22 protein-coding genes, 1 tRNA gene and 1 pseudogene are annotated in these 25,377 nt (G+C 62.3%); 16 read left to right on the forward strand and 8 right to left on the reverse strand.

Features of this window, described 5'->3' with window-relative positions; genetic code table 11:
* Positions 1-55 precede the first annotated feature (55 nt).
* From V6657_RS06940 to lpxO, 3 genes and pseudogenes are all read right to left on the reverse strand, one after another.
* Positions 56-223, reverse strand: a pseudogene (locus tag V6657_RS06940) (amino acid transporter); the annotation flags it as partial.
* 139 nt (positions 224-362) lie between these two features.
* A complete protein-coding gene (locus V6657_RS06945) occupies positions 363-968 on the reverse strand; it encodes a YSC84-related protein (protein ID WP_048932647.1) in 606 nt (201 codons plus the stop codon).
* A 305-nt stretch (positions 969-1,273) separates the two neighbouring features.
* Positions 1,274-2,176, reverse strand: a complete 903-nt coding sequence (gene lpxO / locus V6657_RS06950) for a lipid A hydroxylase LpxO (RefSeq protein ID WP_048932868.1) — start codon at positions 2,174-2,176, stop codon at positions 1,274-1,276.
* Positions 2,177-2,447: 271 nt separating this feature from the next.
* Between lpxO and V6657_RS06955 the strand changes: the two genes are divergently transcribed.
* A complete protein-coding gene (locus tag V6657_RS06955; RefSeq protein WP_048932646.1) occupies positions 2,448-3,005 on the forward strand; it encodes a hypothetical protein in 558 nt (185 codons plus the stop codon).
* A gap of 5 nt (positions 3,006-3,010) precedes the next feature.
* Here V6657_RS06955 and V6657_RS06960 read toward each other — a convergent pair whose 3' ends face one another.
* Positions 3,011-3,400, reverse strand: a complete 390-nt coding sequence (locus V6657_RS06960) for a hypothetical protein (RefSeq protein WP_048932645.1) — start codon at positions 3,398-3,400, stop codon at positions 3,011-3,013.
* A gap of 115 nt (positions 3,401-3,515) precedes the next feature.
* Between V6657_RS06960 and V6657_RS06965 the strand changes: the two genes are divergently transcribed.
* From V6657_RS06965 to V6657_RS06995, 7 genes are all read left to right on the forward strand, one after another.
* Positions 3,516-4,361 (forward strand): DUF4743 domain-containing protein, encoded by an 846-nt coding sequence (locus tag V6657_RS06965; protein WP_048932644.1) that lies wholly within the window; start codon positions 3,516-3,518, stop codon positions 4,359-4,361.
* 8 nt (positions 4,362-4,369) lie between these two features.
* Entirely contained in the window at positions 4,370-5,236 is an 867-nt protein-coding gene (gene purU, locus V6657_RS06970; protein WP_048932643.1) for a formyltetrahydrofolate deformylase, read from the forward strand.
* A 15-nt stretch (positions 5,237-5,251) separates the two neighbouring features.
* Positions 5,252-5,983: a DNA polymerase III subunit epsilon gene (dnaQ, locus tag V6657_RS06975; RefSeq protein WP_048932642.1), complete on the forward strand. Its 732-nt coding sequence runs from the start codon at positions 5,252-5,254 to the stop codon at positions 5,981-5,983.
* Between the two features lie 95 nt (positions 5,984-6,078).
* Positions 6,079-6,153, forward strand: a tRNA-Val gene (locus tag V6657_RS06980).
* A 675-nt stretch (positions 6,154-6,828) separates the two neighbouring features.
* Complete coding sequence (locus V6657_RS06985) at positions 6,829-8,751, forward strand: PrkA family serine protein kinase (RefSeq protein ID WP_048932641.1); 1,923 nt, start codon at positions 6,829-6,831, stop codon at positions 8,749-8,751.
* A 42-nt stretch (positions 8,752-8,793) separates the two neighbouring features.
* The gene (locus V6657_RS06990; protein ID WP_048932640.1) at positions 8,794-10,056 is read left to right on the forward strand and encodes a YeaH/YhbH family protein; all 1,263 of its coding nucleotides are present in this window, start codon (positions 8,794-8,796) and stop codon (positions 10,054-10,056) included.
* A gap of 69 nt (positions 10,057-10,125) precedes the next feature.
* Positions 10,126-11,634 (forward strand): SpoVR family protein, encoded by a 1,509-nt coding sequence (locus V6657_RS06995; RefSeq protein WP_048932639.1) that lies wholly within the window; start codon positions 10,126-10,128, stop codon positions 11,632-11,634.
* A gap of 30 nt (positions 11,635-11,664) precedes the next feature.
* Here the strand turns inward: V6657_RS06995 and V6657_RS07000 are convergent, their stop codons facing one another.
* The 4 genes from V6657_RS07000 to V6657_RS07015 all read right to left on the reverse strand — a co-directional run bounded on the left by V6657_RS07000 (position 11,665) and on the right by V6657_RS07015 (position 14,169).
* The gene (locus V6657_RS07000) at positions 11,665-12,156 is read right to left on the reverse strand and encodes a hypothetical protein (RefSeq protein WP_048932638.1); all 492 of its coding nucleotides are present in this window, start codon (positions 12,154-12,156) and stop codon (positions 11,665-11,667) included.
* Positions 12,157-12,325: 169 nt separating this feature from the next.
* Complete coding sequence (locus V6657_RS07005) at positions 12,326-12,604, reverse strand: DUF1488 domain-containing protein (RefSeq protein WP_021194828.1); 279 nt, start codon at positions 12,602-12,604, stop codon at positions 12,326-12,328.
* Between the two features lie 151 nt (positions 12,605-12,755).
* Positions 12,756-13,205, reverse strand: coding sequence for a ribonuclease HI (gene rnhA, locus V6657_RS07010; RefSeq protein ID WP_048932637.1), 450 nt, complete (start codon positions 13,203-13,205; stop codon positions 12,756-12,758).
* Between the two features lie 55 nt (positions 13,206-13,260).
* Positions 13,261-14,169: a class I SAM-dependent methyltransferase gene (locus V6657_RS07015; protein ID WP_171017948.1), complete on the reverse strand. Its 909-nt coding sequence runs from the start codon at positions 14,167-14,169 to the stop codon at positions 13,261-13,263.
* Between V6657_RS07015 and gloB the strand changes: the two genes are divergently transcribed.
* The 8 genes from gloB (at position 14,168) to V6657_RS07055 (ending at position 25,338) form a co-directional block, all read left to right on the forward strand.
* A complete protein-coding gene (gene gloB, locus V6657_RS07020) occupies positions 14,168-15,007 on the forward strand; it encodes a hydroxyacylglutathione hydrolase (protein ID WP_048932635.1) in 840 nt (279 codons plus the stop codon). The genes V6657_RS07015 and gloB overlap by 2 nt on opposite strands.
* A 138-nt stretch (positions 15,008-15,145) precedes the next feature.
* Positions 15,146-16,675 carry a transglycosylase SLT domain-containing protein gene (locus V6657_RS07025; RefSeq protein ID WP_048932634.1) on the forward strand — a complete coding sequence of 510 codons (1,530 nt, stop codon included), beginning with the start codon at positions 15,146-15,148 and terminating at the stop codon, positions 16,673-16,675.
* A gap of 153 nt (positions 16,676-16,828) precedes the next feature.
* On the forward strand, positions 16,829-18,730 hold the full coding sequence (gene prpE, locus V6657_RS07030; RefSeq protein ID WP_048932633.1) for a propionate--CoA ligase: 1,902 nt from the start codon (positions 16,829-16,831) through the stop codon (positions 18,728-18,730).
* A gap of 327 nt (positions 18,731-19,057) precedes the next feature.
* The gene (gene carA, locus V6657_RS07035; RefSeq protein ID WP_048932632.1) at positions 19,058-20,194 is read left to right on the forward strand and encodes a glutamine-hydrolyzing carbamoyl-phosphate synthase small subunit; all 1,137 of its coding nucleotides are present in this window, start codon (positions 19,058-19,060) and stop codon (positions 20,192-20,194) included.
* A 21-nt stretch (positions 20,195-20,215) separates the two neighbouring features.
* The gene (gene leuE / locus V6657_RS07040) at positions 20,216-20,890 is read left to right on the forward strand and encodes a leucine efflux protein LeuE (RefSeq protein WP_048932631.1); all 675 of its coding nucleotides are present in this window, start codon (positions 20,216-20,218) and stop codon (positions 20,888-20,890) included.
* Between the two features lie 16 nt (positions 20,891-20,906).
* On the forward strand, positions 20,907-24,152 hold the full coding sequence (carB, locus tag V6657_RS07045; protein ID WP_048932630.1) for a carbamoyl-phosphate synthase large subunit: 3,246 nt from the start codon (positions 20,907-20,909) through the stop codon (positions 24,150-24,152).
* 213 nt (positions 24,153-24,365) lie between these two features.
* Positions 24,366-24,842 (forward strand): transcription elongation factor GreA, encoded by a 477-nt coding sequence (gene greA / locus V6657_RS07050; protein ID WP_048932629.1) that lies wholly within the window; start codon positions 24,366-24,368, stop codon positions 24,840-24,842.
* Between the two features lie 28 nt (positions 24,843-24,870).
* Positions 24,871-25,338, forward strand: coding sequence for a DUF4149 domain-containing protein (locus tag V6657_RS07055; RefSeq protein WP_048932628.1), 468 nt, complete (start codon positions 24,871-24,873; stop codon positions 25,336-25,338).
* Positions 25,339-25,377 lie beyond the last annotated feature (39 nt).

The raw sequence follows: 25,377 nt of genomic DNA on the forward strand, positions 1-25,377 counted from the left end.
CCGCTATGCCTTGCGGTAGAGCGGCTGCCGCGGCAGCGTGCACCGGAGTATGCACCTATTTGACGAACGTAACGCTCGGGCCGACCACCGTGAGTTCCACGTAGTTCGATCCCTTGCGGATGTTGGGGCTGTAACGGACGTCCAGCCCGCCCAGATCGATCGTGCCGGCGGATTCCAACCCAGAGACAAAGCTGGCGCGCGTGGGCGACTTGCCTGCATGCTTTTCTGAGTGGTTGATTTGTTGTCTTGCACTGGGATGCTGCAACGCGCGCTGCAACATCGGTGCAACGCGGTATGCCCGACCGGCAAAAAAAAAACCGCCGTAGGAGACGGCGGTTCTTGCAACAGGCAGCGTGTGCGGATCAGTTGGTCTGCTTGGTGATCTTCGTGCCTTCGACCGATGCGCCGGCCATCAGGCCAGCGTTGGTCAGGTTGAAGCCGATGATCGGCTGTTGCACGGTGTTGGTGTCGATCGCGCCATTGGCGCCGATCTTGGCCAACGCCACCGTGGCGTCCACACCGGCCGTCCAGCCCTGGCTGGCTTGGAATTTCTGTAGCGCCTCGTCCGTCATGAAGAGGATGATGAGCGCGCGCGACTGGGCGCCAGCCTGGAAGCCCACCGAAGCGGAGGCGATGTTGTAGTAGCCCAGCGGACGGCCGCCGCCGGTGCGCAGCACGCCTTCGCCGTACTGCCCGCCGACCACGAAGCCAGCATTGAGCACCGACGGGAATACCAGCACACCCTTGGCGCGCCCAACAAGCTCGCGTGAGCCGTTGGCGGTGGTGTACAGGCGCGAGAGCACGGAATCGGCTTGCGAGTTGGTGGTGGCGTGCTTGTTGGTCGACGTCATCACGTCGGAGCCCTCTGCTTTCGGGCTGGTGGTGGTACAGGCTGCGATCTGGGTGCCAAGCAGCGCGACAGCAGCAAGCGTGGCAGCAGTACGACGGCTGAGGAGGTTCTTGTTCATGGCGATCGGTCTCAGTGTTGTGGAAAGGGGCCAAAAAGAGCAAACGAGCCCTGCGTAACGAGCTGACGTGGGCCCCAAGCTTGTCGGCCGAGGGTGTCAGACACCTTGCAGCAAGCGGTGTGCCCGCCATATCAGATGAACGCCTGAGCGCTCAGTTCCTGACATTAGGCGAGATTTGTGGCTGACGTAGCGCTTTTTCACACCGGCTTGTGTAAAAGCGTAAGGAAGTCGTATTGCTTGCATCTTTTGCAAACGCAACAAAAAACCGGCGCGAAGCCGGTTCCTTGTGCGATGCGACAGTGGGGTCAGATCCAGACGATCAGGGCGATTCCACCGATGATCAGACCGAACTTCACCACGTAGTAGACCTTGCGGTTCCACGCCTTGAAGCGACGGCGATACTGGCCCATCAGCCAGACATAGCGGAACAGTTTGTTGATGCCGCCGGTCTGGTCGCCTTCATCGTTGGGCGAGCTGGCGGCCGTCATGACCTTGCGGCCGAGCCACTTGTTGACGCGCTGCGCCCAGCCGAATTTCATCGGGCGTTCGATGTCGCAGAAGAGGATCAGTCGGTCCTTGTCGGAGCCGTTCTGCGCCCAGTGCAGGTAGGTCTCGTCAAAGACCACACCTTCGCCGTCACGCCAGCTGTGGCGCTCGCCATCGACCTCGATAAAGCAGCGGTCGTCATTCGGCGTGGCCAGGCCCAGGTGATAGCGCAGCGAACCGGCAAACGGATCACGGTGCGGGTTGAGCTTGCCGCCTGGCGGCAGCTCGGCAAACATCGCGGCCTTCACGCTGGGCAGTTCGCGCAGCAGCGCAACCGTCTTCGGGCAGAACTCTTCAGCCGACGGGTGGCTTGCCTCATACCACTTCAGGTAGAAGCGCTTCCAGCCATTCTTGAAGAAGGAGTTGAAGCCGGCGTCGTCGTTCTTCTCGGCGGCCTTGATCTTGCGCAGGTTGACCAGCGCCAGGCCTTCGTCACGAATCTGCGGCCAGGCGGCCTGCAATTTTTCCAGATCCGGAAAGCGCTCGACCGGCACATAGGCCGTCTGCGGCACGCCCGAGAACGCATACATGAAGCAGTTGACCGGCGCGACCACCGCGGAGTGGTCGAACATCTGGCGCCAGAACTTCAGGCGCACTTTGCCGCGAAAGTGCACGTACAGGATGGAGCCCAGGTAAAGGGCAACGAGAATCCACTTGATCAAGGCGACTTCCTTGCCGCGCAAAGGCGGTCCGCAAATGAGAGGGCGCAGGGCAGGGGATGTGCTGCGCGTAATCCCTTATTTTAACCGTGGAGCGACAATGCGGCGTTGATGCAGGCCAACAGGCGTAGCCTGGTCGATTGCGCTTTGTCACATCAAGGCGCGATTTTGCAGGCCGAAATGTGATCTTTTATCGCGTTGTGCGCTATGCGCCTTACAATCCGTTTTTTCGCCTCGGTGCATTTTGAGCTGCGGGCGGCAACCGGAGGGGACTATGGACGCGAAAAAACTTGTCGAACCGCCCAACCCAGTAGCCAGCGAGCAGCCGACCATCGGCTTACTGCAGGCGAGCACCGAATCATTGGACGCCTCCATCCGCCGCGCACAGGAAGCGCTGAGCGCCGTATCAGCCCGGCTCGCACGCCAGGGCGTGACCGTCAGTCAACCCACGGACCGTTTCGTCGAAACCGATGTCATGTCGCCGGCCGAAGCGCGTGCGCTGGCTGAACGTTGCATTGCCGGAGCTGAGTCTGATGCCGCCAGCATGGCGCGCGCCTTCTCGGCATTGCTGATGCAGGTGGATGCGTTGGAGGCCGACCACGCAGGCCGTCGCCGCGTACTGCGGCAGTGGATGGTAAGCCAGCTCACCTACAAGATGCTGTATCTGCACCACACCGGTCAGGATCCGACGGTGCCTCCGCGCGCATTGCGGGTGCAGAAAGAGCGGGTGAAGGCGCAGGTGTCGGCGTTGCTCGATGCCGGGCGCTCTTACGCCGATGTGCGCTTGACTGACCTGCGCTTCGACGGTGACAGCGCAGGCCTGGCAAGCTAGGCGGATTACTCCTCGTCGTCTTCCTCTGAATCGAGGAAATCGCGGCGGGTCAGCCAGTCGGCGATGGCTTCGTCGCAGGCGTTCTTCAGCTTGGCCTTGTTGTCCACTTTGTCGAACAGCGTGAAGTTCATCAGCGCCAGGCCCAAGTCGGTGATGTAGAACATCCGCTTGGGGTTTTCGAAGTGGACGATGCGGCCGTCGATATCGCCGTCGTCTTCCGGCTCGGCGGGCATGTCTTCGAGTTCCACCACACGGCACGTGAAGCGCGGCGAACGCGTGTGCGTGAGGTACTCGAATTCATCGTGCGACACTTCGCCGGACGGTGTGACGGCAATGGCGAACCCCCAGATAAAGCGCGGGGTCGGCAGATCCGACAGCTCGTCGATTTCATCCATCCTTGTTTCTCCAATCTGATGATGGCTTCTACTAACGGCACATTATCGCGCATGAACAGCACATTCGGGCGCAGTACGGAAAGCACAATGTCGTACTGCCTTGCGCGGTGCTCGTATGACTGATTCGCGTATTCATCAGGTTGTTGACGGTTTGGCGGCCCGCAACGCCCTTGATGCCGCAGCTTTGGTGCCCTGGATTGTTGCAGGGCAGCGCGTCGGTTTGCTGGATGGCGAGCGCGCCGCGCTGCTTGGGCGCTGGCCGCAGTGGTTCGAGGTATCGGCAGGTCGGGTCGATTTGCGCAGCACCCTTGCCACCGAGGGCGAACGCACCGCCGCATTGGCCGAGGTGATTGCGCGCTTGGCCGAGGAGGGGCACGTACGTGGCTGGCGCGACGAGCAATTCGCCGTCAATACCGGCTGGGGCACGCCTGCACTGGCGCTGGTCGAACGCGCAGCCGCGCGCTTTTTCGGCATCCGGACTTACGCCGCCCACATGAACGGCTTGATCGACGGCCCAGAGCCAATGCTCTGGCTGGCCCGCCGTGCCAGCACCAAGCCGATCGACCCCGGTATGTGGGACAACCTCGTCGCCGGCGGTATCGGCCATGGGTTCGACGCCCGCGGCGCGCTGGAAAAAGAATGCTGGGAAGAGGCGGGCATCGGTGTCGATCTGGCGGCCCGGCTCGTGCCGCGCGGCACGATCGACGTCCTGCGCGCCGTGCCCGAAGGTATCCAGAACGAGACCCTGTTCGCCTTTGACCTGACGCTGCCCGCCAGCTTCACCCCTGCCAATCAGGACGGCGAGGTGGCAGGCCACCTGCGCGCCAGCCCCGACGCCGCGCTTGATATCATGGCGAATTGCGCGATGACGGTGGACGCCACGCTCGTCACCCTCGGTGCCCTGGCGCGCTTGATTCCGTCCCTTGTGCCGCAACGGTTCGCGCCTGACAACAATACGTAAAACGCTTCATGAGTCACTCCGGTTTCATCCTCACCCTGTCCTGCCCGGACCAGCCCGGCATCGTTCATGCCGTGTCCGGCCTGTTGTTCGAGCAGGGCTGCAACATCCTCGATTCCGACCAGTACGGCGACGAGTTCACCAACCGCTTCTTCATGCGCGTGCATTTCGTGCCGCAGGGCCAGCCGCTGGACCTGCAAACGCTGCGCGACCGCTTTGCACCCATCGGTGATCGTTTCTCGATGCAGTGGGGCATGTTCGACGCCGCGATCAAGCCGCGCGTGATGATCCTGGTCTCGAAGATCGGTCATTGCCTGAACGACCTGCTGTTCCGCGCCCGCGCAGGCCAACTACCGATCGAGATCGCTGCGATCGCTTCGAACCACCGCGATTTCTATCAACTGGCTGCGTCGTACGACGTGCCGTTCATGCACTTGCCGCTGCTGCAAGCGACTGACGCACAGAAAGCGCAGCAAGAAGCCCGCATCTGGGAAATTGCCCAGGAGCAGCAGATCGATCTGGTGGTGCTCGCGCGCTACATGCAGATCCTCTCGGATGACCTGTGCCGCAAGCTGGAAGGCCGCGCCATCAACATCCACCATTCGTTCCTGCCGAGCTTCAAGGGTGCCAAGCCGTACTACCAGGCACACGAGCGCGGCGTGAAGCTGATCGGCGCGACGGCGCACTATGTGACGGCCGACCTCGACGAAGGCCCGATCATCGAGCAGGAGATCGAGCGCGTGGACCACAGCATGGACCCGGAGCAGCTCACCGCCGTCGGTCGTGATGTGGAGTGCGTGGCACTGGCCCGCGCCGTGAAGTGGCATGCCGAACATCGCATCCTGCTCAATGGCCACAAGACCGTCGTCTTCAAGTAACGGGTAGGTGGGCGTATGACACGACAGATCATCCTCGATACCGAAACCACGGGCCTGAACGCCGCCACTGGCGACCGCGTGATCGAAATCGGCTGCGTGGAGATGGTCAACCGCCGGCTGACCGGCCGCAATCTGCACTTCTACATCAACCCTGAGCGGGAGATCGACGCAGGCGCGATGGCGGTGCACGGCATCACCAACGAGTTTGTGGCCGACAAGCCCAAATTTGCGGAAATCGTCAACGAAATCCGTGACTATGTGCAGGGCGCCGAGGCGATCATCCACAACGCCGCGTTCGACTTGGGCTTCCTGGACATGGAATTCCAGCGCCTGGGGCTGCCGCCCTTCCGCGAACATCTGTCGGGGCATATCGATACGTTGCGCGAGGCGCGCCAGATGTTCCCGGGCAAGCGAAACTCGCTGGATGCGCTGTGCGACCGGCTGGGCGTGAGTAACGCACACCGTACGCTGCACGGCGCCTTGCTGGATGCGGAACTGCTGGCCGAGGTCTACCTGGCCATGACGCGCGGCCAGAACACGCTGGTAATCGACATGCTGGAAGGCGGCGAGAGTGCTTCGGCAGTGGCCGCCACCGTTGACTTGAGCGCGCTTGAATTGCCGGTGCTGCTGGCCACCGAGACGGAAGCCCAAGCCCATGCTGGCGTGCTCAAGGAGATCGACAAGGCCAGCGGCGGCAAGACTGTCTGGACCCGGGAAGCGCCGGAAGCTACGCCTCCGGCGGCTTGATGCGAGATCGAAGCAAAAAAGTGCAGCCGGGGGCTTTACACGGGCACAGCTTTTCGCCATAATCTCGTTTTCGCCGCATCCCGGCAGCAGTTTTCGGGTGGTTAGCTCAGCGGTAGAGCACTGCCTTCACACGGCAGGGGTCACAGGTTCAATCCCTGTACCACCCACCAATTCGCGAGCAATCGCAAAAGAAAGGCCCTCAGGCAATCGCCGAGGGCCTTTTTTCTTTGCCGTCTTTCGTTATTCATTCCTGCGCACTCAGCAGCATCTCCTCGCTAGCGTAGAAAAAACGACAATCCGCCCGCTTGGATCGGGCACGTGGCGCCTGCACCGAATCGAGGCCACTCGCCCCGTTTTGTGCAATTGACCGTTGCTCAACGGAAGAAAGGTTGCGAACACAACGGGGGAGGCCGCCCGGGTTGCTACGTATGCAACACCGCAAGAGGCATTGAACGCCAGCGGGGCCGGGATAACCCCTGCTTCCGTTGGAGCGGTTGGTGGGAACTCATGCAGATCGGTTACGTACAAACATGCGAGCGCACCCGTGGAACTGGGTACGCTTTCTGCTCCACCCCGATTGGGCGCATTAGCGGTGCGAGTGGTGACAACAGATTGCTGCGCATGAACATGCTGATGAGATTGCGAGCCGTTGCGGTTTGGCACTGCATCACGTCGAGCGCTAATGCGATCACGATTGCTTGTGCACCGCTTCAGAGGCTTAAGCGTTCTTGTGCTCATCCGTGATTGGTCTACAGTGGAATAAGTACCGCATTCAACGCACGCAAGAACTAGCCTCGTTCCAGCATGACCATGCTGGTGGTGAGGAAGAAATCTACGGGGGAGATATGGATATTTTCCGCCACTACGCTACGCGTTTTGAGGCTCGCAAAGAGGACGAGTACAGCATCCAGGAGTACCTGGATATCTGCAAAAAGGACTCCACCGCTTATGCGACCGCAGCCGAGCGCATGCTTGCTGCAATCGGCCAGCCCGAACTTGTGGACACCCACCACGATCCTCGGCTGTCGCGGTTGTTCTTCAACAAGGTCATCCGCATTTACCCGGCCTTCCGGGAGTTCTACGGCATGGAGGACACGATCGAGCAGATCGTCTCGTTCTTCAAGCATGCCGCGCAGGGCCTTGAGGAACGCAAGCAGATCCTCTATCTGCTCGGGCCTCCGGGCGGCGGCAAGTCCTCTCTAGCTGAAAAGCTGAAGGCGCTGATGGAGCAGATCCCCATCTATGCGCTCAAGGGCTCGCCCATTCACGAGTCCCCGCTCGGGCTGTTTTCGCCCGAGGAAGACGGCAAGATCCTGGAGGAAGACTACGGCATTCCACGGCGCTATCTGAACTCGATTGCCTCGCCATGGGCGGTCAAGCGGCTGCATGAGTTCAATGGCGACATCACGCGGTTCCGCGTGGTGAGGCTGCATCCGTCCGTGCTCTCGCAGATTGCGATTTCCAAGACGGAGCCGGGCGATGAGAACAATCAGGACATCTCGTCACTGGTCGGCAAGGTCGATATCCGCAAGCTGGAGGACTATCCGCAGGACGATCCGGATGCGTACTCGTACTCCGGCGGGCTGTGCCTGGCCAACCGCGGGCTGCTGGAGTTCGTGGAGATGTTCAAGGCGCCTATCAAGGTGTTGCACCCGTTGCTGACGGCCACGCAGGAAGGCAACTACAAGGGCACCGAGGGTTTTGGTGCGATCCCGTTTGACGGCGTGATCCTGGCCCACTCGAACGAGGCGGAGTGGCAGAGCTTCAAGTCCGACCGCAACAACGAAGCCTTCCTCGATCGCATCTACATCGTCAAGGTGCCGTACTGCCTGCGCGTGTCGGACGAGGTGAAGATCTACGACAAGCTGCTGCGCAACAGCTCGCTGTCGAATGCGCCGTGCGCACCGAACACGCTGAAGATGATGGCGCAGTTTGCGGTGCTCACGCGCATCAAGGAACCGGAGAACTCCAACATCTTCTCCAAGATGCGCGTCTACGACGGCGAGAGCCTCAAGGATGTCGACCCGAAGGCCAAGTCGTATCAGGAGTACCGCGACTTTGCCGGTATTGACGAGGGCATGACCGGGCTGTCGACGCGCTTTGCCTTCAAGGTGTTGTCGAAGGTCTTCAACTTTGATGGGGCGGAGGTGGCGGCCAACCCGGTGCACCTGCTGTACGTGCTCGAGCAGCAGATCGAGCGTGAACAGTTTGCGCCGGAGACGGAATCCAAGCTGATGTCCTACATCAAGGAGTACCTTGCTGCGCCTTATGTTGAGTTCATCGGCAAGGAGATCCAGACCGCTTATCTGGAGTCGTATTCGGAGTACGGGCAGAACATCTTCGACCGCTACGTGGTGTTTGCCGACCTGTGGATCCAGGATCAGGAGTACCGCGATCCGAATACCGGCGAGATTCTCGATCGCAGTGCCTTGAACGACGAGCTGGAGAAGGTGGAGAAACCGGCGGGCATTTCCAACCCGAAGGACTTCCGCAACGAGATCGTCAACTTCGTGCTGCGGGCGCGGGCCAAGAACGGGGGCAAGAACCCGGTCTGGACCAGTTACGAGAAACTGCGCGCGGTGATCGAAAAGCGGATGTTCTCGACCACGGAAGATTTGCTTCCGGTGATCTCGTTCAACGCCAAGTCGTCGCACGACGACCGGGCGAAGCACGAGAACTTCGTCAACCGCATGGTGGAAAAGGGCTATACGGAGAAGCAGGTGCGCCTGCTGGTGGAGTGGTACCTGCGCGTACGGAAGTCGTCTTAAGGAGAGGCGCGAAGCAGACCACTTCCAACCGAGGGCAGCCACATGGGCACGATCATCGATCGGCGAGAGAACGGCGGCGGCAAGAGTACCGTCAACAAGCAGCGCTTCATCAAGCGCTACAAGGACCAGATTCGTCGCGCGGTGGCCAAGGCGGTGTCCGGCCGGAAGATCATGGACATCGAGCAGAGCGGGCAGGTGTCCATTCCGGTCAAGGACATCTCCGAGCCCATGTTTCACCACGGCTCGGGCGGGCGCCGGGAGGGCGTCCACCCCGGCAACAGGCAATTTGTCCGGGGCGACAGTTTTGACCGGCAACAGCAGGGCAGTGGCGGCACCGGCTCCCAGGCGAGTGATTCGGGCGAGGGCGAAGACGACTTTGTCTTCACGCTCTCGCGCGAGGACTTCCTCAACTTCTTCTTCGAGGACATGGCACTGCCCGACATGGCCAAGCGTCACTTGGCCAAGATCGCGGAAGTGCGCAAGGTACGCGCCGGCTACTCGCTGGACGGCACGCCCTCGAACCTGTCCATCCTGCGCACGATGCGCAGCTCCATCGGCCGACGCATTGCGCTGTCCAGCCCGTATCAGCGGCGCCTGCATGAACTGGAGACCGAGTACAACGAGGTGCTCCAGAACGACGGGCCGTACTGTGCGCGCGCGTTGGAGTTGACGAAAGAGATGCGGCACCTGCGCTCGTGCCTGGACCGTGTGCCTTTTATCGAGAAGCTCGACCTGCGCTACAACAATCGCGTGCAACGCAAGCGCCCGCAGGCGCAGGCGGTGATGTTCTGCGTGATGGATGTATCGGGCTCGATGGATGAACAGCGCAAGGATCTCGCCAAGCGCTTCTTCATGCTGCTGTACCTGTTTCTGAAGCGGAACTACGAGCGCATCGACGTCGTCTTCATCCGGCACCACACCGTAGCCAAGGAGGTGAGTGAGGAGGACTTCTTCCATTCGCGTGAATCCGGCGGTACGGTGGTGTCGAGCGCGCTCAAGCTCGTCACGGAAGTGATCCATGACCGTTACCCACCGAGCCAGTGGAACATCTACTGTGCCCAGGCATCGGACGGCGACAACTGGGCGGGGGATTCAGAGCTTTGCGCCCAGCTGCTGCGCGAATCGATCCTGCCGGTGACACAGTATTTCGCCTACATCGAGGTGGTCTCGACGGAGCCACAGAACCTGTGGGAGGAGTATCTTACGGTGCAGGCTGCATATGAGAACTTCGCGATGCAGCGCATCCTCAAGGCTGACGAAATCTATCCGGTATTGCACGATTTGTTCCAGAAGCGCACCACCTGAACGGCAGTGCCCGTGGCGCTGCTTCGGAGAGCACGCGGCAGCGTGTGACGGAGTCAACGGGGAACGAGCATGGCCTATCTTTCGACAGGCTCGGAATGGACCTTCGATCTGATCAAGCTCTATGACCAGAACATCGCCCGCATTGCCGGCGAGTTTGGCCTGGACACCTATCCGAATCAGATCGAGATCATCACCGCAGAGCAGATGCTGGATGCCTATGCGTCGTCCGGCTTGCCTCTGGGCTACAACCACTGGTCGTATGGGAAGCACTTTCTAGCTTCGGAGCGTGGCTACCAGCGTGGCCAGATGGGGCTGGCGTACGAGATCGTCATCAACTCCAACCCCTGCATCGCCTACCTGATGGAGGAGAACACGATGCCCATGCAGGCGCTGACGATCGCGCATGCCTGCTACGGCCACAACTCCTTCTTCAAGGGCAACTACCTGTTCCGCACCTGGACCAACGCAGACGCCATCGTCGACTACCTGCTGTTCGCCAAGAGCTATGTGGCCGAATGCGAACGCCGCTATGGCGAGCAGGAAGTGGAACTGTTGCTCGATTCCTGCCACGCATTGCAGAACTACGGTGTGGACCGCTATCGCCGGCCCAAAAAGCTGTCGATTACCGAAGAGCAGGCGCGCCAGGACGAACGCGAAAAATACCTGGAGGCGCAGGTCAATGACTTGTGGCGCACACTGCCCAAGCACCGTGCGCATGCGCTGGCCACCGCAGACGATGTGCCCGAGCCGGAACCGAAGTTTCCGCCGGAGCCGGAGGAAAACCTTCTCTACTTCATCGAGAAGAACGCGCCCAAGTTGCAGCCCTGGCAGCGAGAGATCGTGCGCATCGTGCGCAAGATCGCGCAGTACTTCTATCCGCAGCGTCAGACCAAGGTCATGAACGAAGGCTGGGCTACGTTCTGGCACTACACCATCCTGCACAAGCTGTACGACGAGAAGCTCGTCAACGATGCCTTCATGCTGGAGCTGCTGCAGGCGCATACCAATGTGATTTACCAGCCGCCATACAACAGCCCTTACTACAGCGGTTTCAACCCGTACACGCTGGGCTTCCTGATCTTTCAGGACATCCGCCGCATTTGCGAAGCACCCACCGATGAAGATTTCCGTTGGGCGCCCGAGATTGCGGGCAGTGACTGGCAGGAGACGCTCGACTTTGCCATGCGCAACTTCAAGGACGAGAGCTTCTTGCTGCAGTTCCTGTCGCCGCGGGTAATTCGCGAGTTGAAGTTGTTCTCGGTGCTGGATGATGACCGCGAGCCCAAGCTGCGCGTGACTGCCATCCACGACGACGAGGGTTACCGCATGATCCGCCAGCTGCTGGCGAGCCAGTACGACTTGTCGAACATCGAGCCGAATATCCAGGTCACCAATGTGGACGTGGGCGGTGATCGTTCGCTGACCATGCGGCATCAGCAGAACAACCGCCGCCCCCTGGGCAGCAACTACGAAGAGATGGTGCGCCACGTCACCCGGCTCTGGGGCTTCACCTGCCGGCTGGAAGTGGTCTACGAAGACGGTCGGCGCGAGATGAAGTACGAGTGCAAGCCTGACTAGCGCGCGTCAACCGTCGGTGCGTGGCTTTGCTCACACCGCCGGGGCGGCGGGCTCAGTGTTCTTTGCGCTCGCCTTTTTCTTGTCTGAAGGCTGAAGCGTTTGCGGCATGCCCGGCAGTTCTGCGGTGCCTAGCGCGCCGAAAAGTGCACGGACTGGCGCAATCATCGGTTCATCTCCCCAATGTGTTGCCAGCGTGCGCCAGGCTTCCGCTGATGTGGTGGCCTGTTGAAGCAGGGCGTTCTGCTGCTCGCTCACCATGCTCAGGAAGGTTTGGAAGAGGCGACTGCTTTGCTCGATGCGGGTTTGCAGCAGGGCGGCCGGCAGTGCGGCCAGGTCTTCCCAGTTGGCAGCCTCGGAAACCGAGGCGCAGGCTTGCAGTGCACGCCGCTCCGCATCTTCCACGCCCTTGAGCGTGATCTTGAGCGCGCGTTCTTGTGTTTCCTCCAGAGTGGTCAGGGTGTGCAGGGCGGTTTGTAGCTGAGTGCGAAAGACTTCTAGAGAGAGATCGATCGGTGCTTGCACGGCGTGCCTCCAAAAATGGGTGGGTGGCGAGGCCCTGCCGATGTTGTCCGCTGTCCCGCATGGCGCCCCTTTCTCCCCCGGTCCCCCAAGGCCGTTCGTTGTTCTGGTGCGGGCGAACGTGCCTGGCAGGTGACGCAACCGGGGTGACGTCACCTGTTGAGATGCTGAGCTACATGCCAAAGCGGAAGTGCCCGCTGCGCAGCACGATGTCGTGTGAATCGGTCAATTTGAACAGCGAGCGGGCCATGTCTTCGATGGTCCCGCGATGGGTTTCCATTGCCTGCAGCAGATCTTCCTGCCGCCAGGAACGGGCGCCGAAATGCTCTTCCAGTGCCTCCGCCGTCACCGCATAGCAGGCGTAGGTGCCGTCAACGCTGGCGGTGCAGGTGAGGGTGAGATCTGCTGCGCAGTAGCGTGGTGTGCCCGCGGGGAATTCAATCGATTTCATGGCCGGCCTCCATGAAAAAACGGCGATGCACTGTGCGCCGCCTTTGCTCCAGTGTATGGCGCGAGTCGATGAATGCAACGTCATTACGCATCACGTGTGCGCGACATCAAGCCCAGGTGATCGGCCGGTATAAAGGGGGCAAGCGGGCGCGTTAGGCGCGGGCCGCCTGGCGCGCCAGCTCCACGCCCTTGTTGGCGAGGGCATCGGCGCGTTCGTTGCCCGGGTGGCCAGCATGGCCCTTGACCCAATGCCAGCTCACCTCGTGCGTGACGACGAGTTCATCGAGGATGCGCCACAGATCATCGTTCTTCACGGGCTTCTTGTCTGCGGTCTTCCAGCCGCGTGCCTTCCAGCCGGCCAGCCATTCGCTGATGCCTTTCTGCACGTACTGCGAATCGGTGTAGACCTTGACTCGGCACGGCCGCTTGAGCGCGCGAAACGCTTCGATGACGGCCATCAGCTCCATGCGATTGTTCGTGGTGACGGCTTCGCCGCCAAAGAGTTCTTTTTCGTGGCCGCCCGAGACGAGCACGGTGCCCCAGCCGCCAAGGCCTGGGTTGCCCTTGCATGCGCCATCGGAATAGACGGTGACTTCCTGCATGAATACGAAAGCGATCAGTGAGTGGTAAGAGGGCGGTGGCGCCCATCGGCTGAAGTTAGGCGCCCGATTTGCCGTCGCACGCGGCGGCCGGCGGCGTCTTGGTCGAATGCGAGCCCGATGGCGTGGCGACCGGCGTGCCGGCTGGCACCAGCGCGGGCGACTTGCGGGTCTTCCACGCGGGGCCGACCATCCGCATGCCGCGCACGCGCTTGACGGCCTGCAGCATGTAGACCGCCCCGAAGATCGGCCACCAGCGATCGCCGGCCTTCTCCATGAAGGCCGTACGCTGCAGCCACTTCTCGGTGCGGTTGGGCGGCCGGTAGCAGCCGAAACGGCCGCGCACGATATCAAATCCGAGCAGCTTGAGCCAGTCCTTCAGGCGGGTGAAGGCAATCATCTGGCTCTGCGCTGGCAGGAACGATTCCGTACCCAGGCGCCGCATGCCCTGGCGCATGCCCCACAGGCTCAGCGGGTTGAAGCCGGTGATGATCAATCGCCCCTCAGGCATCAGCACGCGCGCCACTTCGCGCAGCACTTCGTGCGGATCGTCGGTGAACTCCAGCACATGGGGCAGGGCTACGAGGTCGATACTCTGCGAGGCAAACGGCAGCTCGTCGTAGCGGCAGATCACGCGAGGCTTGGCCTGGCGCTGCGGGGCGCTGGCGTCGCTCTCGCCGTCGGCTGAGGCGTCTACGGGATCGGCCGGGTCGCCGTCCATTGGGTCGAGCGTTTCAATGGGGGCGGTTGGGTCGATATCGTCGATCACGCGCGCAATCAGCGGGATGCGGTTCTCGCGCAGCGCGCCAAAGCCCGGGTGGCCGAGTTGCAGCGCATGAAAGCCGAACATGTCGGCGACGGTGCGATCGAATTGCGCCTGCTCCCAGCGCAGGACGTATTGCCCAGGCGGTGAAGCCAGCCAGTGGTGCCAATCTATAATGCGGCGATCGTTAGAGGAGTCAGGCATGGTCCAGGGTGGTGTGCCGTCGGAAGTAGCACTTGAGGTAGAGGCGATCGCTGCGTTTGCCGATAATTATATTTGGGCACTTCACGATGGCCGCGTGGCTGCTGTTGTGGACCCAGGCGACGCGCAACCCGTGCTGCGCTTCCTCCAGGAGCGCGGGCTGGCGCTCGGTGCCATTGTAATCACACATCATCACGGCGATCACGTCGGCGGGGTGCGGGAACTGGTCGCGGCGTATCCGGAGAATCCCGAGGGCGCACCGTTGCCGGTGATCGGTCCGGCGGGCGAAACCATCCCGTGCCGCACCCAGGCCGTGCGCGAAGGCGACGTCGTCACGCTCGAGCAACCGGCAGCTACGTTCCGCGTGATTGATGTGCCGGGGCACACCAGTGGCCACGTCGCCTACGTCGGCCATCTGCAGGGTGACAAGACACCCGCCAGCCTGTTTTGCGGCGACACGCTATTCGCGACTGGTTGCGGCCGGCTCTTTGAGGGCACCCCTGCGCAGATGCGCGCGTCGCTGGCCAAGCTGGCTGCGCTGGCGCCAGACACCCTTGTCTACTGCGCGCATGAATACACCGCATCGAATGTGCGCTTTGCGCGCGCAGTCGAGCCGGGCAACGCCAGCTTGGCCGCCTGGGAGGACAAGGTTGCGGCGTTGCGAGCCGAGGGCCGCTCGACCGTGCCCACCACCGTTGGCCATGAGCGCGCGACCAACCCGTTCATGCGGTCGGATGAGCCCGAAGTGATGCAAGCGGTGGCGCGTCACGCCGCTATCGGCACAAAAGATCCGGTGGCCGTATTCGCCGCTTTGCGCGAGTGGAAGAACAGTTTCCGTTGAGAATACGCGCCGCGCGGGTGCTACCGTTTGCGCGCCGAGATGGCTGCCGAGGCAAACGCCGGGTCTACGCGGGTTGACGTGGCGGGATGCGTTTCTTACTATCTGGGGCAATTTTTAGGTCCAACCCCTCAGAACTTGATGCGATCCGTGCGACTTCTTGCGGCATCTGTGCTCAGTCTGCTTCTCGCGGCCTGTGCTACGGCTCCCGCTCCGAATGCCGACACTGCCAGCACAAGCGCCTCTGCCTCCGCTTCCGGCCAAAATGCGCCGGTCGTCAATGTTGATCAGCAGCCCGTGGCCTCCCTGAAAGGGCCGGCCAAGGATCTCTGGGTGCGCATTCGCCAAGGCTTCTCCATGCCCGATCTGCAAAGCTCGGCCGTGGATGACCGTGCCGATTGGTATGCGCAGCGCCCGGAAGCGTTCCAGCGCATGGTCGAGCGCTCGAATCGCTACCTGTATCACATCGTCGAAGAACTGGAGCGGCGCAACATGCCCACCGAACTGGCCCTGCTGCCGTTCGTGGAAAGTGCGTTCAACCCGCAGGCAGTGTCGAGTGCCAAGGCAGCCGGGATGTGGCAATTCATCCCCAGTACCGGCCGAACCTACAACCTCAAGCAGAACGTCTTCCAGGACGAGCGCCGAGACGTGCTCGCCTCGACAGACGCCGCGCTGGACTACCTCTCCAAGCTGCACGATCAGTTTGGCGACTGGCAACTGGCGCTGGCCGCCTATAACTGGGGCGAGGGCTCGGTCGCCCGGGCGATTGCGCGCAACCAGGCGGCGGGCCTGTCGACGGACTACGTCAACCTGAACATGCCGGCCGAGACGCGCATGTACGTGCCCAAGCTCCAGGCGGTGAAGAACATCATCGCCAGCCCCGAGCGCTACGGCGTCAGGTTGCCGGACATCCCGAACCACCCGTATTTCGTCACCGTTACCACCTCGCGGGACATTGATGTTGTGCTGGCGGCGCGGCTGGCCAATCTGCCGATGGATGAGTTCAAGGCGCTCAACCCGTCGTTCAACCGACCGGTGATCCTGGGCGCCTCGAATCCGCAGATTCTGCTGCCGTACGACAACGCGGAAACGTTTCAGTACAACCTGAATACGTATCGCGGCGGCCTGTCGAGCTGGACGGCCGTGACGGTCGGCAATCGTGAGCGCGTGGAAGCCCTGGCGGCGCGACTGAAGGTCGACCCCGACACCATCCGTGAGATCAACCGCATTCCCAAAGGCATGCGCCTGAAAGCGGGTTCCACGGTGGTCGTGCCGCGCGCGGATGGCGCCAAGGACGATGCGCCGGATATCAGCCCTGAACTGGCCGAAAACGCCACCATGGCCGTCGAACCCGACATGCCTGATCTGAGAAAGGTGGTGGTGCGCGCAGGCAAGCGCGATACGGTTGCAGGCTTGTCGCGGCGCTATGGCGTGTCGGTGGCGCAGATCCGTGCGTGGAACCAGTTGCCAGGCGATGCGATCCCGCGGGGGCATAACGTGGTGCTGATGCTGCCGCAGGCACGCTCCGGTGGTCGTGTGCGTGCGGTGCGTGTATCGGCAACGTCGGCGGCGGCGTCGACCGGGCGGGTCCCGACAGCCAAGGTGGCCGGCAAGCCGGTCGTCAAGGCCAGGCCAGTGGCCAGCACATCGGCCAAGCGCAAGAAGCGCTGAAGCTGGCAAACTGAAGCGGCGTCCTGCGGGGCGCCGTTTTCTTTTTGGGCTGCGGTAAGACCTGCGTAAGTTGGCGGTCGCACAGTAGCCGCATCGAGCACATCGAACATTGAGCCGGCGCGCCATGTAGTGGGTCGGCCAGGAGACAACGTCATGCCCATGTCTGCCGCATACCGCGCGCTGTACCAGCGTTCCGTCGACGACCCTTCCGGCTTCTGGCACGAGCAAGCCCAGCGCATCGACTGGCAGACGCCATACTCCGCCGTGCTCGACGATTCACGCTTGCCGTTTGCGCGCTGGTTTGTTGGTGGGCGCACCAATCTGTGTCACAACGCGGTGGATCGTCATCTCGCCACGCGTGGCGAGCAGGCGGCGCTGGTGTATGTCTCCACTGAAACCGGCATCGAGACGACGTACACGTATCGCCAGCTGCACCGCGAGGTCAACCGCATGGCGGCCAGCCTGCAGGCGCTGGGCGTCAAGCGGGGCGATCGGGTGTTGATCTACCTGCCGATGATTCCTGAGGCCGCGTTTGCGATGCTGGCCTGCGCGCGCATTGGGGCGATCCACTCGGTGGTGTTCGGTGGCTTCGCATCCAACAGCCTGGCTACGCGCATTGACGATGCCACGCCGCGCGTTATCGTCAGCGCGGACGCGGGCTCGCGTGCGGGCAAGATGGTCGAGTACAAACCGCTGCTCGACGCCGCTATCGACCTGGCGGTGCACAAGCCCGAGCGCGTGCTGCTCGTCAATCGCAACTTAGCACCGATGCGGCACAACGCACGCGACGTCGACTACGCCGCGCTTGGCAGCGAGCATGCGAATGCCGATGTGCCGTGCGAGTGGATGGAGTCGAGTGAGCCGTCGTACATCCTCTACACCTCGGGTACGACCGGCAAGCCCAAGGGCGTTCAGCGCGACACGGGTGGTTATGCGGTGGCATTGGCCGCGTCGATACCGCTGATCTTCGGCGCGCAGGCCGGCGACACGATGTTCACCGCGTCTGACGTCGGCTGGGTGGTCGGCCACAGCTACATCGTCTATGCGCCACTGCTCGCCGGCCTGACGACGGTGATGTACGAAGGCACGCCCATTCGCCCGGATGGCGCCATCTGGTGGCGCATTGTCGAGCAGTACCGGGTCAACGTGATGTTCACCGCGCCGACAGCGATTCGCGTGCTGAAAAAGCAGGATCCGGCGCTGCTGCACCGGCATGACCTGTCCAGCCTGCGCCGCCTGTTCCTGGCGGGCGAACCGTTGGACGAGCCGACCGCAAGCTGGATCGGCGAAGCATTGCAGAAGCCTATCGTCGACAACTACTGGCAGACCGAAACCGGCTGGCCGATGCTGGCCATTCCACAGGGCGTGGAGCCGTCAACGCAAAAGCTGGGTTCGCCCGGTTTCCCGGTCTATGGCTACAAGCTCGACATTCTCGACGAGGTGACTGGCCAGCCCTGTGCCCCGGGTGAGAAGGGTCTGCTGGCCGTGACGGCGCCGCTGCCGCCGGGCTGCATGAGCACGGTCTGGCGTGATGACGCGCGCTTCCTCAAGACGTACTGGTCGGCGTTTCCTGGTGGCCAGATCTATTCCAGCTTCGACTGGGGTGTGCGGGACGCAGAGGGTTACATCACGATCCTTGGCCGTACCGATGACGTGATCAACGTGGCGGGCCATCGTCTGGGCACGCGCGAGATCGAAGAGAGCCTGTCGTCGCATCCTGCGATCGCGGAGGTGGCGGTGGTGGGCGTGGCGGATCCGCTCAAGGGGCAGGTGGCGATGGGGTTTGCCATCGTGCGCGACGCGTCACGCGTAGCGGAGCCAACCGATCGCCTTGCGCTGGAGGGGGAGTTGATGCGCACCGTGGAGACGCAACTTGGTGCAGTGGCGCGGCCGTCGCGCGTGTTCTTCGTCAACGCGCTGCCCAAGACGCGCTCGGGCAAACTGCTGCGCCGGGCCATGCAGGCGGTGGCGGAAGGGCGTGATCCGGGGGATCTGACCACGATTGAAGACCCGACCGCGCTGGCGCAGGTGCAGTCAGCAATGCGGAGTGAGTAGGGTGCTAAAAGTGACGTTTTCGACAGCTGCGCATGGGGTTCACAGACCTGGCGGGACGTCACAATTCGAGCGCGGCTCGCCGTTAAGTCCTTCCTTTTATTGAGTTTTTTGTGGCGTCCGGGTATAATTTTCAGGTTTGAGTTCAGAAACCCATCACCCTAGCGCCAACCGCTTCCTACCTCCCGCCTACCGCCCCGTCTGCCTCGTTTCTTGGTGAGTTCTGCCCCAGTTTCGACGCGCAAACGGCCCGGATTCCGCGCAGCCGGAATTCCGCTTCGGCGCCAAGGCGATCAGGTCGGCACAGGGTGAATCCAGCAGGAGCTACCCGTGTTGCCGTCTTTCCCGCCCGCCATTCTCGCGCTTGCAGACGGCACGGTCTTTCGTGGCTATTCCATCGGTGCGGCCGGTCATACGATCGGCGAAGTGGTGTTCAACACCGCCATCACCGGCTATCAGGAAATCCTTACCGATCCGAGCTACTCGCGCCAGATCGTCACGCTCACGTACCCGCATATCGGTAACGTCGGCGTGAACCGTGAGGATGTCGAAGCCACGAAAGTCCATGCCGCCGGCCTCATCATCAAAGATCTGCCGATCCTCGCGTCGAACTTCCGCAAGGAGCACTCGCTCTCGCACTACCTGAAGGGCGAGAAGGTTGTCGCCATTGCCGGCATCGACACCCGCAAGCTGACCCGCATCCTGCGCGAGAAGGGCGCCCAGAACGGCTGCATCCTGGCCGGCGAAGACAACGTGCAGAAGGCCATCGACCTGGCGCGCTCGTTCCCGGGCCTGTCGGGCATGGATCTGGCGAAGGTGGTGTCCGTCACCGAGCCGTACGAGTGGACCCAGACCGAATGGGAACTGGGCCGCGGCTACGGCAAGCAGGACGCCCCGAAGTATCACGTGGTCGCGTATGACTTTGGCGTGAAGTTCAACATCCTGCGCATGCTGGCCGAGCGCGGCTGCCGCGTGACGGTGGTGCCGGCGCAAACCAGCGCTGCCGACGTGCTGGCGCACAACCCGGACGGCGTGTTCCTCTCCAACGGCCCTGGCGATCCGGAGCCGTGCGATTACGCCATCGCTGCTGCCAAGGAATTCCTGGACCGTCGCCTCCCGACGTTCGGCATCTGCCTGGGTCACCAGATCATGGGCCTGGCTGTCGGCGCCAAGACGCTCAAGATGAAGACTGGCCACCACGGTGCCAACCACCCGGTCAAGGATCTGCAGGACGGCCGCGTGGTCATCACCTCGCAGAACCACGGCTTTGCGGTGGACCCCGACTCGCTGCCGGCCAACGCACGCGTCACGCATGTCTCGCTGTTTGACGGCACGCTGCAAGGCTTCGAGCTGACGGACCGCCCGGCATTCTGCTTCCAGGGTCACCCGGAAGCCTCGCCTGGTCCGCATGACATCGCGTACCTGTTCGACCGCTTCACGGCGGCGATGGACGCGGCCAAGCAGTAAAGCAAACGAGAGCGCATCCTCATGAACGCCTTTATGCTCGCCCACTTCGGCGTCACCGAGTTCTGGACCTTCCTGCTCGGCACGATCTTCATCGTGCTGCTGCCGGGGCCGAATTCGATGTACGTGCTGTCGGTGGCGGCCCGTCGCGGTGTACGCGCGGGCTACCAGGGCGCATGCGGCGTGTTTCTGGGCGATGCCATCCTGATGGTGCTGTCGGCGGCGGGCGTGGCTTCGCTGTTGAAGGCGAGTCCGGCGCTGTTCTACGTCGTGAAGTACATCGGTGCCGCCTACCTGGCGTGGATCGGCCTGCAGATGTTGCGCGGTGCATTGAACAACTGGCGTGCGCGCAAGGCCGGCGAGTCGGTTGAGCAGACCACGGCGCCGGCAGACGAAGCCAATCCGTTCAAGAAGGCACTGGTCATCAGCCTGCTGAACCCGAAGGCGATCCTGTTTTTCATCTCGTTCTTCATCCAGTTCGTCGATCCGCACTACGCATTGCCGGTGGTGTCGTTCGTTGTGCTGGGGCTGGTCTGCCAAGTCTGCAGCTTCCTGTACCTGACCACCATCATCTTCGTGGGCGCGCGGCTGGCCGCGGCGTTCCGCGCGCGACGACGTCTGTCTGCCGGTATGAGCAGCGGCGTCGGCGCCATGTTTATCGGCTTTTCCGCCAAGCTGGCGACGGCCACACTGAATTAATCGAATCGAGCGGGTTATGCCAAAACGTACAGACATTAAAACCATCCTGATCATCGGCGCGGGTCCGATCATCATCGGCCAGGCGTGCGAGTTCGATTACTCCGGCGCGCAGGCTTGCAAGGCGCTGCGTGAAGAAGGCTTCAAGGTGGTCCTGGTCAACAGCAACCCGGCCACGATCATGACCGACCCCAGCACGGCCGATGTGACCTACATCGAGCCGATCACCTGGGAAGTGGTCGAGCGCATCATTGCCAAGGAGCGCCCGGACGCGATCCTGCCGACCATGGGCGGCCAGACCGCGCTGAACTGCGCGCTCGATCTGCACCGCCACGGCGTGCTCGAGAAGTACAACGTCGAGCTGATCGGCGCGTCGCCCGAGGCCATCGACAAGGCGGAAGACCGCCAGAAGTTCAAGAACGCAATGACGAAGATCGGCCTGGGTTCGGCCAAGTCGGGCATTGCGCATTCGATGGACGAAGCGGTCGCTGTGCAGTCGCAAATCGCCAAGGAAACCGGCACGAGCGGCTACCCGATCGTGATCCGTCCGTCGTTCACGCTGGGCGGCACGGGCGGCGGCATCGCCTACAACCGCGAAGAATTCGAAGAGATCTGCAAGCGCGGTCTCGACCTCTCGCCGACCAACGAGCTGCTGATCGAAGAATCGCTGCTCGGCTGGAAGGAATACGAGATGGAAGTCGTGCGCGACAAGGCCGACAACTGCATCATCGTCTGCTCGATCGAAAACCTGGACCCGATGGGCATCCACACCGGTGACTCCATCACCGTGGCCCCGGCACAGACGCTGACCGACAAGGAATACCAGATCCTGCGTAACGCCTCGCTGGCCGTGCTGCGCGAGATCGGCGTCGACACGGGTGGTTCGAACGTGCAGTTCTCGATCAACCCGAAGGACGGTCGCATGATCGTCATCGAGATGAACCCGCGCGTGTCGCGTTCGTCGGCACTGGCCTCGAAGGCCACGGGTTTCCCGATCGCCAAGGTCGCGGCCAAGCTGGCCGTGGGCTACACGCTGGACGAGCTGAAGAACGAGATCACCGGTGGCGCGACCCCGGCGTCGTTCGAGCCGTCGATTGACTACGTGGTCACCAAGGTGCCGCGTTTCGCGTTCGAAAAATTCCCGCAGGCCGACAGCCATCTGACTACGCAGATGAAGTCGGTGGGCGAGGTGATGGCCATGGGCCGTACCTTCCAGGAATCGTTCCAGAAGGCACTGCGCGGCCTGGAAGTCGGCGTGGATGGCCTGGACGAAAAGTCCACCGACCGCGACGAGATCATCGAAGAGATCGGCGAAGCCGGTCCGGACCGCATTTGGTATCTGGGCGATGCATTCCGCCTGGGCCTGTCGATCGACGAGGTCTACTCCGAGACCGCCGTTGACCCGTGGTTCCTCGCGCAGATCGAGGACATCGTCAAGACCGAGGCGCTGGTGAAGGCCCGCACGCTGGACAGCCTGTCGGCTGCCGAGCTGCGTCTGCTCAAGCAGAAGGGTTTCTCCGACCGCCGCCTCGCCAAGCTGATGAAGACGACCGCCCAGGCCGTGCGCGAGAAGCGTATCGCCGAGAAGGTCCGCCCGGTCTACAAGCGTGTGGACACCTGCGCGGCCGAGTTCGCCACCAACACCGCGTACCTGTACTCGACCTACGAGGCAGAACACGGCGAGTGCGAAGCCGAGCCGACCAACAACAAGAAGATCATGGTGCTGGGCGGTGGCCCGAACCGGATCGGCCAGGGTATCGAGTTCGACTACTGCTGCGTGCACGCCGCGCTGGCACTGCGCGAAGACGGGTACGAGACCATCATGGTCAACTGCAACCCGGAAACCGTCTCGACCGACTACGACACGTCTGACCGTCTCTACTTCGAGCCGGTGACGCTGGAAGACGTGCTCGAAATCGTCGACAAGGAAAAGCCGGTTGGCGTGATCGTGCAATACGGCGGTCAGACCCCGCTGAAGCTCGCGCTGGACCTGGAAGCCAACGGCGTGCCCATCATCGGTACGTCGCCGGACATGATCGACGCGGCAGAAGACCGTGAGCGCTTCCAGAAACTGCTGCACGAGCTGGGCCTGCGTCAGCCGCCCAACCGCACCGCGCGTGCCGAAGACGAAGCCCTGAAACTGGCCGAAGAAATCGGCTACCCGCTGGTGGTGCGTCCGTCGTACGTGCTGGGTGGCCGCGCGATGGAAATCGTGCATGAGCCGCGCGACCTCGAGCGTTACATGCGCGAAGCCGTGAAGGTCTCGAACGACAGCCCCGTGCTGCTCGATCGCTTCCTGAACGACGCCATCGAATGCGACGTGGATTGCCTCTCCGACGGCAAGCGCGTGTTCATCGGCGGCGTGATGGAGCACATCGAGCAGGCTGGCGTGCACTCGGGCGACTCGGCTTGCTCGCTGCCGCCGTACTCGCTGTCGCAAGCCACCGTTGACGAACTCAAGCGCCAGACCGCCGCGATGGCCAAGGCGCTGAATGTGGTCGGCCTGATGAACGTGCAGTTCGCCATTCAGCAACGCGATGGCCAAGACATCGTCTACGTGCTGGAAGTGAACCCGCGTGCGTCGCGTACGGTGCCGTACGTGTCGAAGGCGACCGGCATTTCGCTGGCCAAGGTGGCGGCGCGCTGCATGGCAGGCCAGTCGCTCGATTCGCAAGGCGTCGAAACGGAAGTCGTGCCGGCGTACTACAGCGTCAAGGAAGCCGTGTTCCCGTTCAACAAGTTCCCGGGCGTTGATCCGGTGCTTGGACCGGAAATGCGCTCCACCGGCGAGGTGATGGGCGTCGGCAAGACCTTCGGCGAGGCGCTGTTCAAGAGCCAGCTCGCCGCCGGTTCGCGCCTGCCCGAGAAGGGCACCGTGCTGATGACGGTCAAGGACAGCGACAAGCCGGCCGCGGTGGAAGTCGCCCGCGCGCTGCATACGCTGGGCTACCCGATCGTGGCGACGCGTGGCACGGCCTCGGCCATTGAAGCGGCCGGCATTCCGGTCCGTGTGATCAACAAGGTGAAGGAAGGCCGTCCGCACATCGTCGATATGATCAAGAACAGCGAGATCGCACTCGTGTTCACGACCGTCGACGAGACGCGTACCGCGATTGCTGACTCGCGCTCGATTCGCCAGGCAGCGCTGGCACAGCGCGTGACGTACTACACCACCATCGCCGGTGCCCGCGCCGCGGTGGAGGGCCTGAAGCACATGCAGCATCTGGATGTGTACGACCTCCAAGGTCTGCACGCCACCCTGTAAGCCCAGAGCCCGACAAAAGGCCACGAGCAGGCACCGCGACGCGGCATAGCGTCGCGGTAAACCCCCTAAGCTGGGGCAGTTGCCGCCTCTAGGCGGTTCGCCTACACTACAGCGTCCGTGTCAAAACAACGACAGCCGCCGTCAGGCGGGTGTGCGCTACGCGCCCTCCCGCTTCGCAGCGGCTGATTTTTTTGTGATTCCGAATTACCCACTATGAGCACCATTCCGATCACCAAGCGCGGTGCCGAGATGCTGAAAGACGAACTCCAACGTCTGAAGACCAAGGAGCGTCCGGCCGTCGTTACCGCCATCGCCGAGGCACGTGCCCAGGGCGATCTGTCCGAAAACGCTGACTACGATGCCGCCAAGGAACGCCAAGGCTTCATCGAAGGCCGCATCCAGGAAATCGAAGGCAAGCTGTCGGCGGCACAGATCATCGATCCGTCCGCGCTGGACGCCGAAGGCCGCATCGTCTTTGGCGCCACCATCGATCTGGAAGACCTGGATTCGGGCAAGCCTGTTACGTACCAGATCGTCGGCGATGACGAAGCCGATCTGGAAACCGGCAAGATCTCGATCAGCTCGCCAATTGCCCGTGCGCTGATTGGCAAGTTTGAAGGCGACGTCGCCACCGTGGTCGCCCCGGGCGGCGAGCGCGAGTACGAAGTCCTGGCCGTCAAGTACCTCTAATAATCACCTCCAGCCGGAACGATCCTTCATGCCTCAGCGCTTCTTTCAGTTGCTTGCCACGGTATGGTGCGGATCGCTCTGGACCATTGGCTACATCGTTGCCCCGACGCTGTTTGCCATGCTGGAAGACCGTCAGTTGGCCGGTTCGATCGCCGGCCGGCTGTTTCACGCCGAGGCGTGGATCGGCTTGGGTGTAGGCTGTTTGCTACTGCTTGCAGCCACGGCGCTGGTGCGGCGCGGGCAGTCGGGATACAAGTCGCTGCGATGGCTGGTGCTGGGGATGCTGGTGTGCGTGCTGGTCGGCTACTTTGGGCTGCAACCGTTCATGGCTTCACTGCGTGAGCAGGCGGCGGCCCAAGGTCTGGCCGTCGGTGACTCGGCATACCGGGTCCAGTTCGGCATGCTGCATGGTGTGTCGAGCGTGTTCTACTTGGTGCAAAGTCTGTTTGGCCTTGCCCTGATCTGGAAAACAGCCGGTATTCAGTCGCCCTCCTAAGGCAAAAGAAAAGACCGGCTAAAAAGCCGGTCTTTTCTG

The sequence above is a fragment of the Ralstonia sp. RRA genome, assembly GCF_037023145.1.
In the GTDB taxonomy this organism is placed as follows: domain Bacteria; phylum Pseudomonadota; class Gammaproteobacteria; order Burkholderiales; family Burkholderiaceae; genus Ralstonia.

Bases quoted from the DNA above. Each gene is read 5' to 3' on its own strand.
- gloB (WP_048932635.1), top strand. From the start codon at position 14,168: ATGGTCCAGGGTGGTGTGCCGTCGGAAGTAGCACTTGAGGTAGAGGCG.
- V6657_RS07005 (WP_021194828.1), bottom strand. From the start codon at position 12,604: ATGAAATCGATTGAATTCCCCGCGGGCACACCACGCTACTGCGCAGCA.
- V6657_RS06995 (WP_048932639.1), top strand. From the start codon at position 10,126: ATGGCCTATCTTTCGACAGGCTCGGAATGGACCTTCGATCTGATCAAG.
- rnhA (WP_048932637.1), bottom strand. From the start codon at position 13,205: ATGCAGGAAGTCACCGTCTATTCCGATGGCGCATGCAAGGGCAACCCA.
- V6657_RS06945 (WP_048932647.1), bottom strand. From the start codon at position 968: ATGAACAAGAACCTCCTCAGCCGTCGTACTGCTGCCACGCTTGCTGCT.
- V6657_RS06990 (WP_048932640.1), top strand. From the start codon at position 8,794: ATGGGCACGATCATCGATCGGCGAGAGAACGGCGGCGGCAAGAGTACC.
- leuE (WP_048932631.1), top strand. From the start codon at position 20,216: ATGAACGCCTTTATGCTCGCCCACTTCGGCGTCACCGAGTTCTGGACC.
- V6657_RS07055 (WP_048932628.1), top strand. From the start codon at position 24,871: ATGCCTCAGCGCTTCTTTCAGTTGCTTGCCACGGTATGGTGCGGATCG.
- V6657_RS06965 (WP_048932644.1), top strand. From the start codon at position 3,516: ATGACTGATTCGCGTATTCATCAGGTTGTTGACGGTTTGGCGGCCCGC.
- V6657_RS07025 (WP_048932634.1), top strand. From the start codon at position 15,146: ATGCGATCCGTGCGACTTCTTGCGGCATCTGTGCTCAGTCTGCTTCTC.
- prpE (WP_048932633.1), top strand. From the start codon at position 16,829: ATGCCCATGTCTGCCGCATACCGCGCGCTGTACCAGCGTTCCGTCGAC.
- purU (WP_048932643.1), top strand. From the start codon at position 4,370: ATGAGTCACTCCGGTTTCATCCTCACCCTGTCCTGCCCGGACCAGCCC.
- carB (WP_048932630.1), top strand. From the start codon at position 20,907: ATGCCAAAACGTACAGACATTAAAACCATCCTGATCATCGGCGCGGGT.
- V6657_RS07015 (WP_171017948.1), bottom strand. From the start codon at position 14,169: ATGCCTGACTCCTCTAACGATCGCCGCATTATAGATTGGCACCACTGG.
- V6657_RS06955 (WP_048932646.1), top strand. From the start codon at position 2,448: ATGGACGCGAAAAAACTTGTCGAACCGCCCAACCCAGTAGCCAGCGAG.
- dnaQ (WP_048932642.1), top strand. From the start codon at position 5,252: ATGACACGACAGATCATCCTCGATACCGAAACCACGGGCCTGAACGCC.
- V6657_RS06960 (WP_048932645.1), bottom strand. From the start codon at position 3,400: ATGGATGAAATCGACGAGCTGTCGGATCTGCCGACCCCGCGCTTTATC.
- V6657_RS06985 (WP_048932641.1), top strand. From the start codon at position 6,829: ATGGATATTTTCCGCCACTACGCTACGCGTTTTGAGGCTCGCAAAGAG.
- greA (WP_048932629.1), top strand. From the start codon at position 24,366: ATGAGCACCATTCCGATCACCAAGCGCGGTGCCGAGATGCTGAAAGAC.